The 17,225-nt window shown below is 50.4% G+C and carries 17 protein-coding genes; 12 read left to right on the top strand and 5 right to left on the bottom strand.

Features of this window, described 5'->3' with window-relative positions; genetic code table 11:
• Positions 1-40: 40 nt before the first annotated feature.
• The 9 genes from Q5741_RS20360 (at position 41) to Q5741_RS20320 (ending at position 11,036) form a co-directional block, all read left to right on the top strand.
• Positions 41-1,504 (top strand): glycoside hydrolase family 32 protein, encoded by a 1,464-nt coding sequence (locus tag Q5741_RS20360; RefSeq protein WP_305025948.1) that lies wholly within the window; start codon positions 41-43, stop codon positions 1,502-1,504.
• Between the two features lie 38 nt (positions 1,505-1,542).
• Positions 1,543-2,439: an ROK family protein gene (locus Q5741_RS20355; RefSeq protein WP_305025947.1), complete on the top strand. Its 897-nt coding sequence runs from the start codon at positions 1,543-1,545 to the stop codon at positions 2,437-2,439.
• Positions 2,440-2,611: 172 nt separating this feature from the next.
• Positions 2,612-6,328 carry a family 16 glycoside hydrolase gene (locus tag Q5741_RS20350; protein WP_407074396.1) on the top strand — a complete coding sequence of 1,239 codons (3,717 nt, stop codon included), beginning with the start codon at positions 2,612-2,614 and terminating at the stop codon, positions 6,326-6,328.
• A 169-nt stretch (positions 6,329-6,497) separates the two neighbouring features.
• Positions 6,498-6,824: an ArsR/SmtB family transcription factor gene (locus Q5741_RS20345; protein WP_305025946.1), complete on the top strand. Its 327-nt coding sequence runs from the start codon at positions 6,498-6,500 to the stop codon at positions 6,822-6,824.
• Positions 6,825-6,839: 15 nt separating this feature from the next.
• Complete coding sequence (locus Q5741_RS20340; protein WP_305025945.1) at positions 6,840-8,264, top strand: arsenic transporter; 1,425 nt, start codon at positions 6,840-6,842, stop codon at positions 8,262-8,264.
• 2 nt (positions 8,265-8,266) lie between these two features.
• Positions 8,267-8,698, top strand: coding sequence for an arsenate reductase (thioredoxin) (gene arsC, locus Q5741_RS20335; RefSeq protein ID WP_305025944.1), 432 nt, complete (start codon positions 8,267-8,269; stop codon positions 8,696-8,698).
• A gap of 146 nt (positions 8,699-8,844) precedes the next feature.
• A complete protein-coding gene (locus Q5741_RS20330) occupies positions 8,845-9,303 on the top strand; it encodes a MarR family winged helix-turn-helix transcriptional regulator (protein ID WP_305025943.1) in 459 nt (152 codons plus the stop codon).
• Between the two features lie 66 nt (positions 9,304-9,369).
• Complete coding sequence (locus tag Q5741_RS20325) at positions 9,370-9,858, top strand: arsinothricin resistance N-acetyltransferase ArsN1 family A (RefSeq protein ID WP_305025942.1); 489 nt, start codon at positions 9,370-9,372, stop codon at positions 9,856-9,858.
• 32 nt (positions 9,859-9,890) lie between these two features.
• Positions 9,891-11,036 (top strand): NAD(P)-binding domain-containing protein, encoded by a 1,146-nt coding sequence (locus Q5741_RS20320; protein ID WP_305025941.1) that lies wholly within the window; start codon positions 9,891-9,893, stop codon positions 11,034-11,036.
• On the opposite strand, the gene Q5741_RS20315 is transcribed toward Q5741_RS20320, so the two are convergent.
• Positions 11,007-11,543, bottom strand: a complete 537-nt coding sequence (locus Q5741_RS20315; RefSeq protein ID WP_305025940.1) for a chromate transporter — start codon at positions 11,541-11,543, stop codon at positions 11,007-11,009. The two genes, Q5741_RS20320 and Q5741_RS20315, sit on opposite strands and share 30 nt — an antisense overlap.
• Before the next feature lie 88 nt (positions 11,544-11,631).
• Positions 11,632-12,258, bottom strand: a complete 627-nt coding sequence (locus Q5741_RS20310) for a chromate transporter (protein ID WP_305025939.1) — start codon at positions 12,256-12,258, stop codon at positions 11,632-11,634.
• A gap of 275 nt (positions 12,259-12,533) precedes the next feature.
• Between Q5741_RS20310 and Q5741_RS20305 the strand changes: the two genes are divergently transcribed.
• Positions 12,534-13,736 (top strand): ROK family protein, encoded by a 1,203-nt coding sequence (locus Q5741_RS20305; protein WP_305025938.1) that lies wholly within the window; start codon positions 12,534-12,536, stop codon positions 13,734-13,736.
• Between the two features lie 79 nt (positions 13,737-13,815).
• Here the strand turns inward: Q5741_RS20305 and Q5741_RS20300 are convergent, their stop codons facing one another.
• From Q5741_RS20300 to Q5741_RS20290, 3 genes are all read right to left on the bottom strand, one after another.
• Positions 13,816-14,601: a glucose-1-dehydrogenase gene (locus tag Q5741_RS20300; protein WP_305025937.1), complete on the bottom strand. Its 786-nt coding sequence runs from the start codon at positions 14,599-14,601 to the stop codon at positions 13,816-13,818.
• A gap of 87 nt (positions 14,602-14,688) precedes the next feature.
• Positions 14,689-14,985 (bottom strand): YetF domain-containing protein, encoded by a 297-nt coding sequence (locus Q5741_RS20295; protein WP_407074395.1) that lies wholly within the window; start codon positions 14,983-14,985, stop codon positions 14,689-14,691.
• 108 nt (positions 14,986-15,093) lie between these two features.
• Positions 15,094-15,258, bottom strand: a complete 165-nt coding sequence (locus Q5741_RS20290) for a hypothetical protein (RefSeq protein ID WP_305025935.1) — start codon at positions 15,256-15,258, stop codon at positions 15,094-15,096.
• 156 nt (positions 15,259-15,414) lie between these two features.
• Here Q5741_RS20290 and msrA point away from each other — a divergent pair, with 156 nt between their 5' ends.
• Entirely contained in the window at positions 15,415-16,338 is a 924-nt protein-coding gene (gene msrA / locus Q5741_RS20285; protein ID WP_305025934.1) for a peptide-methionine (S)-S-oxide reductase MsrA, read from the top strand.
• Positions 16,339-16,476: 138 nt separating this feature from the next.
• Complete coding sequence (locus tag Q5741_RS20280) at positions 16,477-17,058, top strand: GNAT family N-acetyltransferase (RefSeq protein WP_305025933.1); 582 nt, start codon at positions 16,477-16,479, stop codon at positions 17,056-17,058.
• The last annotated feature ends 167 nt before the right edge of the window (positions 17,059-17,225 follow it).

Raw genomic sequence — 17,225 nt, 5'->3', positions numbered from 1 at the left:
AACGCGAGCAGGCTGAAATTATTCATGAAGGAGATTACCAATGTCTACAATTGCAAATCAGAATTACCGCGGAAGTTACCATTTTTCGCCCAAGGCGAACTGGATGAATGATCCGAACGGCATGGTCTATTTCAAGGGAGAATATCATCTCTTCTATCAATATCACCCCTCCGGGTTGACCTGGGGACCCATGCATTGGGGACATGCCGTCAGCCGGGACCTCGTCAGCTGGGAGGAACTCGATATCGCCCTCATCCCTGACCAGCATGGCATGATCTTCTCGGGCAGTGCAGTCGTGGATTGGCATAATACAACGGGTTTCTTCGAGGAGGAGCCTGGACTTGTAGCGATCTTTACTCATCATGCTGAGGGACAGCAAAGGCCGCATGCGGTTCAGTACCAGAGCTTAGCTTACAGCAAGGATCAGGGGAGAACCTGGATCAAATATGAAGGAAACCCGGTGCTCCGGCATGAAACGTTTGTTGACTTCCGTGATCCCAAAGTGTTCTGGCATGCACCAACTTCCCAGTGGGTGATGATTGTGGCATGCGGCCAGTCCGTATGTCTGTACCATTCAACGAATCTTAAAGATTGGAGTCTGTCGAGTGAATTTGGAGAGGGCATCGGCTTTCATGGAGGTGTATGGGAATGCCCAGACCTGTTCCCGCTTCCGGTGGACGGGGCTGAGGACCAGACCAAGTGGGTGATGCTCGTGAGTATTGGGGATCATGCGGACTATCCTGAAGGTTCCAGGACTCAGTATTTCACAGGGGACTTTGACGGCCGGCAGTTTGTTCCTGATGTTTTATCCTGTGAGAAGATCCGCTGGCTCGATTACGGCAGGGATAACTATGCGGGGGTGAGCTGGTCAGACGTACCGGAGGAGGATGGCCGGCGGCTGTTCATCGGCTGGATGAGTAACTGGAAATACGCCAATATGACACCGACAGAGGGATGGAGAGGCGCGATGACGCTGGTCAGGGAGCTTGCCCTGCGGACAATCGAAGGAGAAGTGAAACTGGCTCAGCAGCCAGCTGCTGAGTTGTCCGCATACCGGAAGCCCGTTCTTAGTCTCAGATCTATGACCGCTGAAGAGATGGCAGAACAATTATCAGGGCTCCGGCTGGAGAGCTATGAGATTGAGGCAGAACTGAACGCTTCCCATTCGGCTGACATCAAGGTCCGGGTAGGCGAAGGGCATGAGACGATCATTGGATATCGTTCAGTAGATTCAGAAATTTATATTGATCGCACCCGTTCTGGATTGATTGGCTTTCATGATGAATTTTCCGGCAGACATTCTGCCAGTGTAAGTCGCGGAGACGGACGAATTGAAGTAAGGATCTTTGTGGACCGGTCTTCTGTGGAGGTCTTTGTCAATGGCGGAGAGTCTGTGCTCACAGACTTGATCTATCCGGGGGCTGCTGCGACAGGCCTTTCACTAGCCGCAGAAGACTGTCAGCTTATGATCCCTGTACTCCGGATCTATGATCTGTCTGTATAAACTCTGACGGTGACAATTCTGACAAGGAGAAGTGAACGATGCGTATTGGAGCGATTGAAGCAGGAGGTACCAAAATGGTGTGCGGCATCGGTACCCCAGAAGGGAAGATAGTAGATCGGATCAGCTTCCCGACCGAACATCCCGATATTACGATGCCCAAAGTGATTGCTTACTTCAAAGATACAAAAGTGGAGGCCATCGGCATTGGTACATTTGGCCCGATTAATCTCAAAGCAGGCGATCGCCGTTACGGGTCGATCACGACGACCCCCAAGCCAGGCTGGGCACATTATCCCTTTTTAGACCAGCTGCGAAGTCAGTATGATATTCCCTTTGGCTGGGACACGGATGTGAACGCCGCTGCTTATGGCGAAAGCGTATGGGGGGCAGCTAAAGGATTGCAGAGCTGCATGTATTATACCATTGGCACTGGGATTGGCGTCGGCATCTATTCGGGCGGAGAGCTGGTTCACGGCCTCGTTCATCCCGAAGGCGGTCATATACCGGTGAGACGCCACTTGGCAGATCCTTATCCCGGCAGATGCCCCTATCATCAGGATTGCCTGGAAGGAATGGCCGCTGGTCCGGCAGTTGAAGATCGCTGGGGCCAAAAGGCGGGGGATCTGCCGATGGACCACCCGGCCTGGGCCATCGAAGCTTACTATATCGCGCAGGCCGTAACTATTGCAATTCTGATGAATTCACCGGAGAAAGTAATTCTGGGAGGCGGCGTCATGCAGCAAAGACAGCTGCTGCCTCTCATCCAGGATGAAGTGAAGCGCAGCCTGAATGGTTACCTACAGGCCGAAGAGATTACGAAACGAATGGAAGCGTACATTGTTACTCCCGGGCTGGGGCAAGAAGCTGGACTTTATGGTGCTCTTGCCCTTGGTCTTAAGGCATGGGAAGAGTCGAGAAGGAACGCCAGCATATAGATCCATAAGGTCATCCATGTGAACAGCGGAATGGCGAACAGCCCGCTGTTCACACAAGGATGGCCGTGTTTATGCATTTTTTTGTAAGCGATTTCACAACGAGGAGGCTGTGCAGGTGGGGAGATCAGGAATGTGGAAGCAGGCCGTTTTAAGCTTCATCTTGGTAGTTATAATGGCTATTTCACCCTTTAATTGGGGGGAGGCCGCGGCCCAGTCATCAGCAAGGGCAGCTGACGAGCCTGCAGGTGGGGTTCATACGAATCTGTCCGGGTGGACAATGAAGGGAGAGGGACGAATGGATGAGACGGCGGAAGGGCTTCTGCTGAGTTCGGATACCCAAGGAAATGTGATCGCTATGTCCTCCACACCATCTGAGGATTTCATTTACGAGGCGGATGTCATGATTAAGGGCGGAGACAGTCCGGACGTCTCGCTTGTGTTCCGTTCAGATCAGGAGGGCTGGTCTTCCTATATGCTGCAGATTGTGCCGTCTGCCGGCATTCTTCGTCTGAAGGACGCGGCAGCCAAGGATGGGGGGCTCCGCGCAGAACAGAAGGTGTCACTGCGTGCGGGTGACATCTATCACTTGAAGATCAAGGCCGAGGGACGAGATTTAAAGGTCTACTGGGGCAGCCAGTATGCACCCGTTATCCACGTTCAGGATTCCGCACATGCCACAGGCTTTCTCGGCCTCCATGTCTGGAATGGGAGTGCACTGTTTCAGAATATACAAGTCAGCGCATTGAACAGTAATCTCGGTGATACTGTGAGCGCAGCAGGAGATTGGCAGCCTGATATCCGCGGAATGAAAGGGGCGGCTGCAGCCGGAGCGCCGTCTTTTCAATTATACGGGGATCCGATGGCTGACTTCGTTCTTGAAAGCAATGTGATTCTTGGAGACCGGACAGCAGCGGGCATCGTATTCCGGGAACATAAACAGGGCACTGCAGGCTACGAGGTAAGACTCAGCAGAGAGAATGATAAATTAAGGGTACAGCTGCAAAAGTCCGATGGCACTGTTATCAGCCAATCCAGTCAGACCTACCCGAGTTCCGCATCGACCAGGCATCATCTGGAGGTAACGGCGATAGGTCAGGAGATTCAAGTCTTTATTGATGGATATACACCTCCTGCAGTGAAGATCACGGACGGAAGCTTCACTAGTGGGTATCAGGGCTTCATTGTGTATTCAGGCACCGCCTTTTTTCAGGACGCCTATGTTACGCCGTATTCATCTTACTACAATGAAAAGTACCGCCCAGCGTATCATTACAGTCCGATCCGCGGTTCCGCGAGTGATCCTAACGGATTGGTTTATTTTGAGGGGGAATATCATCTTTTCCACCAGGATGGCGGTCAATGGGCTCATGCCGTCAGCCGGGATCTGCTGCACTGGAAGAGCCTCCCTATAGCGCTGCCCTGGAATGATCTGGGTCATGTCTGGTCAGGCTCAATAATTGCAGATATGAACAATGCATCAGGCTTATTCGGGAACAGCGGGGGCAAGGGAATGGTTGCCTATTATACGTCTTATAATCCGGATCTGCCGAATGGCAATCAGAAGATTGGCTTGGCCTACAGTACGGATCGCGGCCGTACCTGGTCCTATGCTCAGGATCACCCTGTCGTGATTGACAATCCGGGACAGCAGGGAAAGGATGCCGGCGGCTGGGATTTCCGCGATCCCAAGGTGGTGCGAGATGAAGCCAATAACCGGTGGGTCATGGTGGTTTCAGGAGGAGACCATATCCGTTTCTTTACCTCTGTCAATCTGCTCGATTGGACATGGACGGATAACTTTGGTTATGGAGACTACGTCCGGGGCGGTGTGTGGGAATGCCCCGATTTGTTCCAGCTTCCCGTTGACGGCACGGCGGAGCGCAAATGGGTGCTGATGATCAGCACCGGGGCCAATCCGAAAACGGAAGGTTCGGATGCGGAGTATTTTATAGGTGAATTGACCGCGGACGGGAAATTCAAGAATGATCTTAGGGCCGGTCAAGTGTTGAAAACGGACTGGGGCAAGGAGTTCTATGCCTCGATGTCCTTCTCCGGTGTGCCTGACGGCCGCCGTATCCTGCTGGCCTGGATGACCAATTGGGACTATCCATTCAGCTTTCCGACCGAAGGCTGGAAGGGACAAATGACGATACCCAGAGAAGTAACCCTGCGAAGAACGGAAGATGGGGTCCGGCTGTACCAATCTCCCGTTGCCGAGCTGAATTCTTTGCGAAGCCGTCTGCTTCAGGTAACGAATCGGGAGGTCAAGGGGGGCTCGGCGGATATATTAAAGGACTATGTCTCCGGCTCATTCGAGGTGGTGGCCGAGGTTGAGCTGCCGCAGGCAGGCGGTCCTTCGGAGTTCGGCTTCCGGCTGCGCCAGGGCGGGGGACAGGAGACCGTCGTAGGCTATCAGCCATCGGTCCAGCAGATATTTGTAGACCGTTCCCGATCGGGGATTACAGATTTCTCGAGTCTGTATACGACGAAGCATAAAGCTGCACTGAAGCCGGACAACGGCCGAATTACCCTGCGGTTTCTGGTCGACGCATCCTCGGTGGAGGTGTTCGCCAATGACGACGGCGTAGTATTCTCCGATCTTATTTTTCCCAACCCTTCACGAACTGGTATGAGCTTCTATAGTAACGACGGCAAGGTCAAGATCGTGTCACTCCAGGTTAACCAGCTCCAGAACACATGGAGAGAAAAGGAGCAGTCACCTGCACGTATCACGATGGATGTACCGATACTGGAACTGTCCAAGGGGCAGTCGCAAGAGATGTATGCATCTTATGAAAATGGCCGCGGCAGGGCAAACCAGCGGCTGGTCTGGCGGTCGAGCGATCCGGATATTGTTCAGATCACATCCACCGGGATGTCGAGTGTGAACGTGAAAGCGATCAAGCCGGGAGCAGCTGTCATTCAGTCCTTCACCCCTAACGGGAAGGTCCAAGCTGAGACTACAGTTAAGGTTTATGACGGAACTTTCTATACGAATCTGACGGGATGGAAGAAAGACATCACAGCTGCGGGCTGGGTGAAGACGGATCAGGGGCTCAGGGGCAGCTACACCAGTGATGCCAATTATATGGCTGCAGAAGAGGCGGGGAATTTCACTTATGAGGCTGATATGCGGCTTGGTGTGAACGGCGGGGCCGGATCGATCCTGTTCCGGGCGAGTGCTGACGGACGCAGCGGATATTACTTTAATCTGGACCCCAATCTCAAAGCAGTGCGTCTGTTCTACAAAGTAGAAGGCCGATATGAAGAGCGGCAGACACTTGTCAAAGTCCCCAGGTTTATTCAACCGGGATCGACTTACCATGTGAAGATTCAGGCTCAAGGGCCGCATATCCAGATTGATTTGAATGGAGAACGGGTAGTGGATGTGATGGATGGCACGTTTGCAGAGGGGCATTTGGGACTGAACGTCTTTGGCGGGCAGGTGTACTATCAAAATGTAAACGTCAGCAGCGTTACCCAATCCAATACAGCTGAGACCTCCTTTGTAAATGATGCATTCCAACTGGCGCTTTACGCTGAACAGTCACAAAATGGTGAGCCGGTCATATTGCGTGCACCGGACCGCTCTCTGCAGAAGTGGTTGCTTATTCCGAATGGGGATGGTACCTATTCAATCCGGACCAAGGAAGGAAAGGCTATGGATCTCGACACTGGCCAGAACCGTCTTCAGCTGTACAGCTATCTGGGCTATGACAATCAGCGCTGGAAAATTACACAAATCGGAGCACACACCGTGACCATTACTTCCGTTCATGCCAACCAGTCTCTGGAAGTGTCTGAGGACGGGACACGGCTTCAGCTTGGGGAGACAAGACCGGAAGACCCGCGTCAAAGCTGGACGTTAGGCTCGGATATGAAGTTATAAGCCCGCGGGATGAACAATATCAAATGAAGCAGGTTAAGGCCCGTCAGTGCAGCTGGCGGGCTTTTTGTAATTAGAGGGAATAGACAGTGGATAGCTCTTGCTTATATAACTGATTGATTATATAATCGGCAGGCAAATATATAGAATTCAATAGATCAGGGGGGAAGAGATGACGACCGAAATCGCAGCCATGGTGGAGACACTTAAACTGACCGCAGAGAAAACCAGACTGACCATCCTGCTGCTGCTCAGGGAGAAGGAGTTGTGTGTATGTGAGCTTGTTGACCTGCTCCAAACGAGTCAGCCGAATATTAGTCAGCATATGCGTAAACTAAAGCATGGCGGGCTGGTCAAGGAAGCTAAAAGAGGGCAGTGGGTTTATTATTCACTCGCCGCGGAGGACAAGCCGTTCCTGACAGAGCTGTTGAATCATCTTCCTCCCACTATGAGCGGATTAGCGCAGCGGCCTGCAAATCGACGGAGCTGCTGTGACTAAAGTGGAGGGAACCCGATGATATTTATGGCTGTGGCAATTTTTCTTCTGACTCTGTTTTTGGTAATCTGGCAGCCCAAAGGGCTTAGTATCGGCTGGTCAGCCTCGGGCGGTGCTGTTCTGGCACTGCTGTTCCAGGTCGTAACCTTTCATGACGTTCTCACGGTGACCTCCATTGTGTGGAATGCGACGTTGGCTTTTGTTGCCATTATCCTGATATCCCTGATCCTCGATCAGATCGGATTTTTTGAATGGGCAGCTCTGCATATGGCTCATTTTGCCCGCGGGAATGGGAAATTGATGTTCGTGTATGTGATCGTGCTGGGGGCGCTGGTTTCAGCATTGTTCGCGAATGACGGAGCAGCTCTGATCCTGACACCGATTGTGCTGGCGATGGTAAGAGCGCTGAAGCTTCCGGACTCTATGATTCTGCCGTTTATTATGGCGAGCGGTTTTATCGCGGATACCACCTCGCTGCCGCTGATTGTGAGCAACCTGGTGAACATCGTATCTGCGGATTTCTTCGGGATTGATTTTGTAACGTATGCGAGCCGTATGATTGTCACCAATCTGGTTTCGCTGGCCGCAAGTATGGGCGTACTGTTTCTATTCTACCGCCGCCAGATTCCGGCAGCCTATTCCCTGCAGCAGCTTAAAAGGCCGGCAGAAGCAATCAAGGATACCCGGCTGTTCCGAATTTCCTGGTATATGCTGGCTGTCCTGCTGGCAGCTTATATCGTTAGCGGATTTGTCCATGTTCCTGTTTCGCTGGTGGTTGGCACGGTGGCTGTTGTCTTTATTCTGCTGGCAGGAGCCAGTCCCGTCATACAAACCAAGCAGGTCATCAAAGAGGCACCTTGGGCGGTAGTTATTTTCTCGATAGGTATGTATGTGGTCGTCTACGGGCTCAAAAATGCAGGCTTAACCGACGCCCTCGGTGAGGTCATCCATGATCTGTCGGACCACGGATTGTTCGCGGCGACCATCGGTATGGGCTTCCTGTCCGCCGTGCTGTCATCGGTTATGAATAACATGCCGACGGTGATGATTGATGCGCTGGCTATTCAGGGAACCCACATTGGAGGCGTCCTGAGGGAGGCATTGGTCTACGCCAACGTCGTCGGCAGTGATCTGGGTCCCAAAATTACACCGATCGGTTCGCTGGCCACACTTTTGTGGCTTCATGTCCTGGCAAGCAAAGGTGTGAAAATCACCTGGGGCAGTTATTTCAGAACCGGGATTATTCTGACGGTACCCACCCTGCTCATTACATTGACAGGCTTATATTTATGGTTAAATGTCATTCACACGGCCGCAATGAATATCTGGCTGCTGACGGTTATCATTCTACTCGTCACGGCAGGGATGGTACTACTGATTCATATCCTGCTGAGAAGGCAGGAAAAGAACAGAAATTACTTGAAATCCAACAAAGGGGAATAACCATGAACAACACACACCAACCGATCGTGTACTTCCTGTGTACGGGAAACTCCTGCAGAAGCCAAATTGCAGATGGTTTCCTGAAGGCACTGGGCGGCGAGCGTTATGAGGTAAAGAGCGCAGGTCTTGAAGCGCACGGGCTCAATCCGCGTGCAGTAGCAATTATGAAGGAAGCGGGCATTGATATTTCCAACCATACGTCTGATGTTATTGATGCTGAAATTTTGGCTCATGCAGATTATATTATTACGCTGTGTGGTCATGCCAATGATAACTGCCCGGTGGTACACAATGATAAAGCGGAGAGATGGCACTGGGGATTTGATGATCCTGCCAAGGCAGTAGGGACAGAAGAGGAAATCATGGCTCAATTCCGTGCGGTCCGTGATGCGATCAGGCAGCGAATAGAGCAGTTTCTGGCCGATGGGAAATAATAGAATATAGTGCGTCTGTTGTAAGGTCGGGATGTATGGGCTATCAAGTGCCGGTATGACCCGGCTTTTTTGCTATTTCATTAGATGCATCTACAAATAGTTGCATTTATCAAATAATAATGGTATAAATAGTTCAGGTGATTAAAATGAAAATAATTCCTCCTTATGCTAACGTACGTGAAATGCTCCAGCTTCTGGTCCGGCGCTTTGGATTGCTGCAGAAGGATGGAGCTCAATGCTGCGGCGTGTCCGTGGTGCAGAGTCATATCATTTATGAGCTGAACAAGCATCCGAACAGCACTCTGAACGAGCTGTCTGAACTGCTGAGTGTTGACACAAGCACACTGAGCCGTCAGGTACAACAATTAGTGGAAATGGAGTATGTCAGCCGGACACCTTCTCCCAACGATCGGCGGTATGTGCTGCTGGCACTGACCGGGAAGGGAAATGAACAGTATACAGAAATTGAGAAAACGATGGAAGACTACCTTCTGGATATCCTCGGTCACGTTCCTGAAGATAAAAAAGCCCAAGTCATCGAAAGCCTGCAGATTTTGAGTGATGCCATGAGTGCAAGTCCCCATTGCTGTACCCCTCCTTTATGAGAGGGGCTGCTTTTAAACCGATAGTTGCAATAATCAATTATTGATTTAATCAAAGGAGGAGAACGCATGCTGTTAATCCGACAAGCACAGGAGACTGATCTTCCCGGTCTGCTCGAAATCTATAATCAGGGTATTGAGGACCGCATTGCCACATTGGAGAGCCAGCCGAAGAATGAGGCTTATATGAGCAGCTGGTTTGATCAGCATCAAGGCCGTTACACCGCCCTCGTTGCCGAAGAGGACGGGAAAGCAGTAGGCTGGGCCGCCATTAATCCGTACAGCAATCGCTGCGCCTATGATGGTGTGGGGGATTTGTCCGTGTACATTCACCGGGAATACCGCGGGCGCGGTATCGGCACACAGCTGCTGCAGGCGATCGACAGAGCGGGCAGAGAGAATGGCTTTTATAAAATCGTATTGTACACATTTCCTTCCAATCTGCCGGGTCAGAAGCTGTACCGCAAATCCGGCTACCGTGAAGTTGGAATTTTCGAAAATCAGGGTGTGCTGGACGGGCGCTTTGTAGACGTGATGGCAATGGAGAAGCTTTTATAACCAATACATTTGCATCTGGGGAGGACATCATCATGTATGACGTTGTTATTATAGGAGCAGGACCTTACGGAATATCGCTGGCAGCCCATGCGGCAGCCCACAAGCTAAATTATAAACTGCTTGGCTACCCGATGGATTTCTGGAAAAATCAGATGCCGCAAAATATGTTCATCCGCACACCGCATGACTTCTGCAGTTTTGCTGATGCCCATGATGAGCTGAGCATTGAACGTTATGCCGAGGCGACAGGTACGGAGCTCGTTACGCCGCTGCCGCGTCCGATCTTTGTCGATTATGCCATGTGGTTTGCCAGAGAAGCCGGAGTGGAATTTACGCCTGAGCTAGTCACGTCCGTGACTTTGCGGAATGATATCTATCTCATAGAGACAGAGACCGGAGAGAGGCTGAGTTCACGTAATGTGATCATTGCCACCGGTGTAGAGCATTACAAATATGTTCCAGATTTGCTTCGCCGGCTGCCGGACCGCCTGGTCTCCCATACGCTCGGCTACACAGATTTTGGACAATATGCAGGTCAGCGCGTGGCTGTCATTGGAAGCGGACAGAGTGCATGGGAGGCTGCAGCATTATTACATAACGAAGGCAGCAGCGTTGAGCTGCTGTACCGCAGGGCGTCAGCCCATTATGCCGGAAGCCGGGAAGCAGAGATCGAGATCCGTGAAATGGGGGAAGTTTTCTATCAGCTGCCTTTGGCACAGAAACAGGAGGAATGGGGGCAGTCCCCCGGCAGTGTGGCTCATTTCCTAAGGCCCTATGTTGAGGGCAAGATCCCCGAGACAGGAGGGGTGCAGGTAGTCAGGGCCCAAGCATCTGAAGATACGGTGATCCTTACATTATCAGACGGAACTACAAGAGAGGTTGACCATGTGATATCAGCCTCAGGGTTCCGCATCAATCTGGACCGGGTTCCCTTTCTGGGAGAAGATGTACGGTCCTGGATCGAGCGGGAAGAGGGATACCCTTCCTTTCCGCGGCTGAATGCTGCCTTTGAATCAAGCCAGCGCGGATTGTATTTTGCGGGCCCATTATCTTCTCACTCCCACGGTCCCACCTTCCGATTCATTCTTGGACTAAAGAAGACGAGCCGGAGTATCATGGCATCCTTGACGGCTGCTGAGGCAAATAAGCTAGAACAGGATAATGCCTGCACAGGCTGAACCGAGGATAACGGCCAGGGGATGGATCTTATAACGGGTAATGGCTGTGAAAGCCAGTACACCGATCAGCAGGGTAGCCAGAACCGGCCAATGGTAGATGGCTTCCGAAGAATTAGAGAAACCAAAGTGGATGGCTGCATATACAATCAGGCCTGTAACGATAGGGCGGAGTCCATAAAAGGAGGATCTGACCCAGATGTTGGAATTCAGTCTGAAGAAAAAAGCAGCAATGAGGATCACAATCAGCAGGGAAGGCAGGAGGATGCCAGCGGCAGCCATAACAGCTCCAGCGATACCAGCGGTATGGTAACCGATCAGCGCAGCACTGTTGGAAGCAATCGGGCCGGGAGACATGCCGGCCACCGATACAATCTGGCGGAAAAGTCCGCCGGACAGCCAACCATGCTTCTCTACCTCGAATTGGACCATGGGAATGACCGCATAACCGCCTCCGAAGGAGAGAAATCCGATTTTGAGAAAAGAAATAAACAACTGCCAGTACAGCATATAAGACACTCCTAGAATCAGCATACTGCGTAAATCCCTGAGAGGCAGTCTGCCTCTTCAGCAAATTTATACAATGGATACAGCATATTCAGATGTAATATTCGATCACCGGCTGCTCGGCGGATGGTTTCTTCTCCGTAACCACCGTCATACCGAGCAGCCGCTTGGCCGAGATGACCGCCATGCCCAGAACGAGACCGGCCAAAATCATAAACGAAGGATTCAAACCAGTTAGGAGAAGGACGATGAGCGAGGAAGCGGCGATCAGGACGGTAGCGCGATCAAAAATGGAACTGCGGCCCATTCTGTACGCAGCAACAGCGATCAGTCCGATAACAGCACCGTGGATGCCCTTGAAGGCTGCTTGTACTTTGGGCACATCCTGAAAAGCACTGTAAAACATACTAAGCGCAAATACAATCAAAAACGTCGGCAGAGTGATGCCGACCGTGGCGACAAAAGCGCCGGGAATTTTACCCATCCGGTAGCCCAGGCAGGCGGATGCGTTAATACCTACACCCCCAGGGGCAGAGCTGGCCAGTGACATGAGGTCACTCATTTCCTGACGGCTGATCCATCTTCTTTTATCCACAATTTCTTTTTCGAGCACGGGAATCATGGCGTAGCCGCCTCCAAATGTGGAGGGACCGATTTTGAGAAAAAGCCAGAATAGTTGAAGCAGAACCGACAGATTCTGCCTGAATGATGCGGACACGACGTTCACCTCTTGTTGATTGATCTATCCTCATTATACCATCTTAATTCCACAATGAAATTAACAAGTGGTAAAAAATTTTATTATATCTATTTATAGAGCTTATAAAGAGTAACTTTTTATCTTTTTGGCATTAATCACATCAACTTGGTATGGATTATTTATCGTTTCACTTTTTATTTTGAATTCACCGATCCAGGTAGTCAGGGGTGTCCCTATCGCTTATAATATGAATTATTGCCTACTATAATCCTAGGAATTAACGGAGCGAAGATATGGGGAAACCAACGAATGGTTCATCAGCATCGATAAAGAAGGCCGTAGTGGAGCGGATTGCCCAGAAGGATGACATCTCCAAAGCAGAGCTGATGGCTGAGTTCTCATTGACGAGCAGCAGCTTGACCCGCTTGTTAGAAGAGCTTACGACAGAAGGCTGGATTCTGGAATCCGGCTTTGGTCAGTCGACAGGCGGTAGAAGGCCGATCCTTTACCGTATTAACCCGGCTCACCGATACATATTCGGTCTGGAAATCTCGCGGATTTACTCTACGCTCGGTCTGTTTGATTTGGGAATGAATGCGATACAGTATAAGCGGTGGACGATGGATGAGACCATGACGCCGAACAGACTGACAGCCTATGTGCAGGAACAGATGGACGACATGCTGCAGATCCGGGGGATACCGAGGGATCTCGTTGCAGGGATCGGTATCGGAGCTGTTGGACCGCTTAATCGGGACACCGGTATGATTCTGAATCCGCTCTATTTTCCTGCAGAAGGCTGGTCGAATGTCCCGCTGTGCGAATGGATGGAGGAGAGAACGGGAATTCCTGCCCTTCTGGAGAACGGAGCCAATGCCGCCCTTGTCGGTGAGCACTGGGCTTATCGCGGGGAGAATCTTCAGCATATGCTGTATGTCCATGTCGGCACAGGTCTTCGTTCGGCGATGATGTCCGGTGGACAGCTGGTGTACGGGGCTGTAGATACCGAGGGTTCCATTGGTCAGATGGTGATCCAGATTGACGGTCCCAGGTTGAATGGTACGGGAAATTATGGCGCATTGGAGGCTTTTGCATCCGTCCAGGCACTGGAGCAGCAGGCCAGGTCCCAAGTGAAGATGGGGCGGATGGAGCTGGCGGAGACAGGGGCCGCAGATCCGGAGGCTCTTCATTTTCCCCTGCTGGTCAAGGCACTGCATGAAGGCAGTCCGCATATGAAGGAGCTGTTCTCCCAATCTGCCACCTATCTCGGGATCGGCTTAGGTAATCTGATTAACATTCTGCACCCTGAGAAGGTAATTCTGGGCGGCGCGTTGATCAATGCAGACGACCATTATTTCGATACAGCTGCAGCCACTGCGCAGAAGCACATTTATTATGCCTCTGAATACCAGCCGGAGTTCAGCAAAGGGATCCTGCAGGAGCATGCTGTCGCTCTGGGCGCAGCGGTGCTTGTTTTGAAGAAGATGGTTATATAATGATGAGAAAAGCCGCAGCCGCTGGAAAGATACAGCGGCTGCGGCTTTGAGTTTTGTAAGCAGGACTTGCTGAAGCAGATTAACCCCGTCCGCCCTGGAAGGATGGATATTTGGTCATGCCTCCGTCTGCAAACAGGGTAATGCCTGTTACGTAGCTGGACTCGGATGAAGCCAGCCATACAGCGGCGGCTGCAATTTCTTCAGGCTTGCCGATATAACCGAGTGGAACGAGGGCCTCTACGCCGGCCCGAAGCTTGGAATCAGCAAACTTGACCGCATTAATAGGCGTATTGATTGCTCCCGGCGCAATGCTGTTCACACGGATTCTCTTTGGTGCAAACTCCAGAGCAAGCGTCTCGGTCATCATTTTGACTCCACCCTTACTGGCGGCATAGTGAAGGAAGTGCGGCCATGGAATGATTTCATGTACGCTGGAGATGTTGATAATCCTGCCCTTGATCTCATGCTCCAGCATGTAATCAACGGCCTCCCTGCAGCCAAGGAACGCACCGGTCAAGTTGACGTCAATGACACGCTTCCAGTCTGCCAGGCTCAGGTCTTCCGAAGGAACCTCGTTCTCAATACCGGCATTGTTAATCATGACATCAAGAGAGCCGAAGTGTTCATGTGCGGCCTGTACGAGCTTTTTCACATCCGCTTCCTTGGAAACATCTCCTTGTACCCCGATGGCCTGTCCTCCACAGGCTTCAATTTCTTTGATGAGCGGCTCTACGTCCTGGTCATCACCGTAGTAGTTGATCACTACATGGGCCTGTTCCTGTCCGAAACGGAGTGCCATCGCTTGTCCCAGGCCGGTAGCTGCACCTGTAATGACGACGGTTTGACCTTGCAGATCTGTATACATCTGATTTCCTCCTCCTGACATGCTGACGGATCGATATGTTCAAAGTTACATTAACCAATGTGTTCTGCTATGAAAATGATGAAAATATCAATGCGGTGTTGAGGAAGTGTCTGATTCCCTGCTAGGGTTCTTCTCGATATAAAGCTTCCCATTCTGGTCGATCTGTGCCAGAGCGATATCACGGATTTGATTCACCCCGTGCTGTTTCAACAGTTCATTCACCCACTGATGATCTTTATTTAAATGCCGGAGGCTTGGTTCGATCAGCTGTCCATCGACGATAAAGGAATGCGGCAGCCCGCGCGAAGCTGCAGTCAATGCCATGTCCTCCTTCGGTGAAGTCCCGGTACTGCCAGTAGGCTTCCCAGGAGTAAGAGGACTTATCCAGACATGCCAAATCGAAGAAGCAGATCATCATGGAATGCTCCATCGGGGTGCCCAGCAGCAAATATTGAACAAAAAAAGAGCGATCCGCATTGGACCGCTCTTCCTTCAGGAAGCTGATTTCTGTTTGAGGTGAAAAGTGAAGACGTTAATGAACAGAAGCGGATAGCCGATGAAAGCGACACGCCAGTCACCTATAGCTGCGGAAGCTGCAGCGATACCAATACCCGCAGCAGCCGAGAACCACAAATTACGAAGCTGTACTTTGTTCATTTTTCCACACTCCCTTGAACTATTTTATAAAACAATTGTAGCATTATATGGAAAAAAAACCAATGAAGTGTTGCGGATGTAAAAGAGCTGGAACGTTCATAGCATGAAAGGTTAATGGGGTTTATAAACAGAATCAACGACGGGAGGTTAGGGTGAATGGAACAACAGAAAACAGGAAGTGAGCTTGCGACCTTTGCCGGCGGCTGCTTCTGGTGCATGGTGAAGCCGTTTGATGAGCTGCCGGGAATTCGTTCTATCGTATCCGGGTACACCGGAGGACATACGGATAATCCTACCTATGAAGAGGTGGGGACAGAAACGACAGGACATCGTGAAGCGGTCCAGATTGAATTTGATCCGGGAATCTTCTCCTATCGGCGTCTGCTCGACATCTACTGGCAGCTGATCGATCCGACGGATGAAGGCGGGCAGTTTATGGATCGGGGCTATTCTTATGGAACCGCTATATATGTTCATAATGAGGTCCAGCGTACTGAAGCGGAAGCGTCCAAGCGTGAACTGCAGGACAGCGGACGTTTCAAAAAAAAGATGGTAACCGAAATTATTCCTGCAGGTCCGTTCTATCCGGCGGAAGAGCTGCATCAGAACTACTATAAAACCCATCGCTATCACTATAACCAATATGTGGAGGAATCAGGCAGGTTAGATTTTACCGAAAGGCACTGGAAGGGCAAAAAGGACCGGCAGAAATTGCAGAGGCAGTTGACGCCGCTGCAGTGGCAGGTGACCCAGGAACAGATGGACGAGCCGGCATTCGCTAACGAATACTGGAACAATGATCAGGATGGGATTTATGTTGATATAATCAGCGGGGATCCGCTGTTCAGCACCCGGGATCAGGTTGATGCCGGAACAGGTCTGCCTGCTTTCCGGCGTCCGCTGCACGACGGGCTGATTACGAAGAAGGCAGATCTGCGGAACGGTCTGACAAGGACGGCGATCTTCAGCCGGTTGTCCGGAGCTTATTTGGGGCATGTGTTCTTCGATACAGCGCAGCCCGGTGGTCAGCACTACCAAGTGAACTCGGCAGCGCTGCGTTTTGTGCCAGAACTTAAGTAAAACATCCCTTCAAAAGTATTGTGAGTATTCGCATTCTAAAGGACCTATTAACCTTTCGTGATAAATTTAGTATAAGATTAAAAAAAATTAGTTCTTCAGCTAATGAGTTGGAGGGTCTTTTGGCGGGGGGATACAGGAATGAACGTGGAGGACGTATTTAGTAATTTACCCACATTGGAAACATCAAGGTTAAAGCTTAGAAAATTTACAATTCATGATGCACAGCATATGTTTGATTACTCATCAATGCCTGAAGTTTCTACCTATGTGCCTTGGGAAACTCACAAGAAAATTGAAGATACACTTGAATTTTTAAATTTTGTATTTAAACAGTACAGGCAAGGGAAATTAGCACCTTGGGCCATAGAGTACAAAGAGAACCGTAAGGTGATAGGCACAATTGACTTTGTTGCTTGGTCAACACCTCATCACAGCGCTGAAATTGGTTTCATACTATCCAAAGAATATTGGGGCAGAGGTCTAGTTGTTGAGGCTGCTTTAAAGGTAATTGATTTCGGATTTGAACATATGAAACTTAATCGGATTGAAGCACTTTGTATAGTTGAGAATGTTCAATCACAGCGAGTTCTACAAAAAATAGGAATGAGTTTAGATGGTGTTTCAAAAGAAAAATACTTAATTAAGGAAAAGTTCAGGGATATGGCTGCCTATTCTATACTAAAAAAAGATTATTATAAGAACGAAATTTGTAATCCTTAAGGGACCTCGACAGCAATGATTTAATTGGTTCTCATATGGCTGCTTCTAAGCCTGTAAAAAAAGACCGCCCCTACATGATATTATCCCCTCTAAGTAGACAGTGTGTAAAAAGCGCACTAATGTTTACTTGGAGGGGATTTTTCATGGGCGAAATACGGAAGACATAT

This window comes from Paenibacillus lacisoli (assembly GCF_030580655.1).
Lineage (GTDB): Bacteria > Bacillota > Bacilli > Paenibacillales > Paenibacillaceae > Paenibacillus > Paenibacillus lacisoli.
The sequence above is the reverse complement of the archived record's forward strand: the minus strand, read 5'-3'. Positions and strand labels throughout refer to the sequence as shown.

Coding starts and splice junctions, on each gene's coding strand:
- Q5741_RS20355 (WP_305025947.1), top strand. CDS start 1,543: ATGCGTATTGGAGCGATTGAAGCAGGAGGTACCAAAATGGTGTGCGGC.
- Q5741_RS20345 (WP_305025946.1), top strand. CDS start 6,498: ATGACGACCGAAATCGCAGCCATGGTGGAGACACTTAAACTGACCGCA.
- Q5741_RS20330 (WP_305025943.1), top strand. CDS start 8,845: ATGAAAATAATTCCTCCTTATGCTAACGTACGTGAAATGCTCCAGCTT.
- Q5741_RS20300 (WP_305025937.1), bottom strand. CDS start 14,601: ATGTATACAGATCTGCAAGGTCAAACCGTCGTCATTACAGGTGCAGCT.
- Q5741_RS20315 (WP_305025940.1), bottom strand. CDS start 11,543: ATGCTGTACTGGCAGTTGTTTATTTCTTTTCTCAAAATCGGATTTCTC.
- Q5741_RS20360 (WP_305025948.1), top strand. CDS start 41: ATGTCTACAATTGCAAATCAGAATTACCGCGGAAGTTACCATTTTTCG.
- Q5741_RS20280 (WP_305025933.1), top strand. CDS start 16,477: ATGAACGTGGAGGACGTATTTAGTAATTTACCCACATTGGAAACATCA.
- Q5741_RS20320 (WP_305025941.1), top strand. CDS start 9,891: ATGTATGACGTTGTTATTATAGGAGCAGGACCTTACGGAATATCGCTG.
- Q5741_RS20325 (WP_305025942.1), top strand. CDS start 9,370: ATGCTGTTAATCCGACAAGCACAGGAGACTGATCTTCCCGGTCTGCTC.
- Q5741_RS20290 (WP_305025935.1), bottom strand. CDS start 15,258: ATGAACAAAGTACAGCTTCGTAATTTGTGGTTCTCGGCTGCTGCGGGT.
- msrA (WP_305025934.1), top strand. CDS start 15,415: ATGGAACAACAGAAAACAGGAAGTGAGCTTGCGACCTTTGCCGGCGGC.
- arsC (WP_305025944.1), top strand. CDS start 8,267: ATGAACAACACACACCAACCGATCGTGTACTTCCTGTGTACGGGAAAC.
- Q5741_RS20305 (WP_305025938.1), top strand. CDS start 12,534: ATGGGGAAACCAACGAATGGTTCATCAGCATCGATAAAGAAGGCCGTA.
- Q5741_RS20350 (WP_407074396.1), top strand. CDS start 2,612: ATGGCTATTTCACCCTTTAATTGGGGGGAGGCCGCGGCCCAGTCATCA.
- Q5741_RS20340 (WP_305025945.1), top strand. CDS start 6,840: ATGATATTTATGGCTGTGGCAATTTTTCTTCTGACTCTGTTTTTGGTA.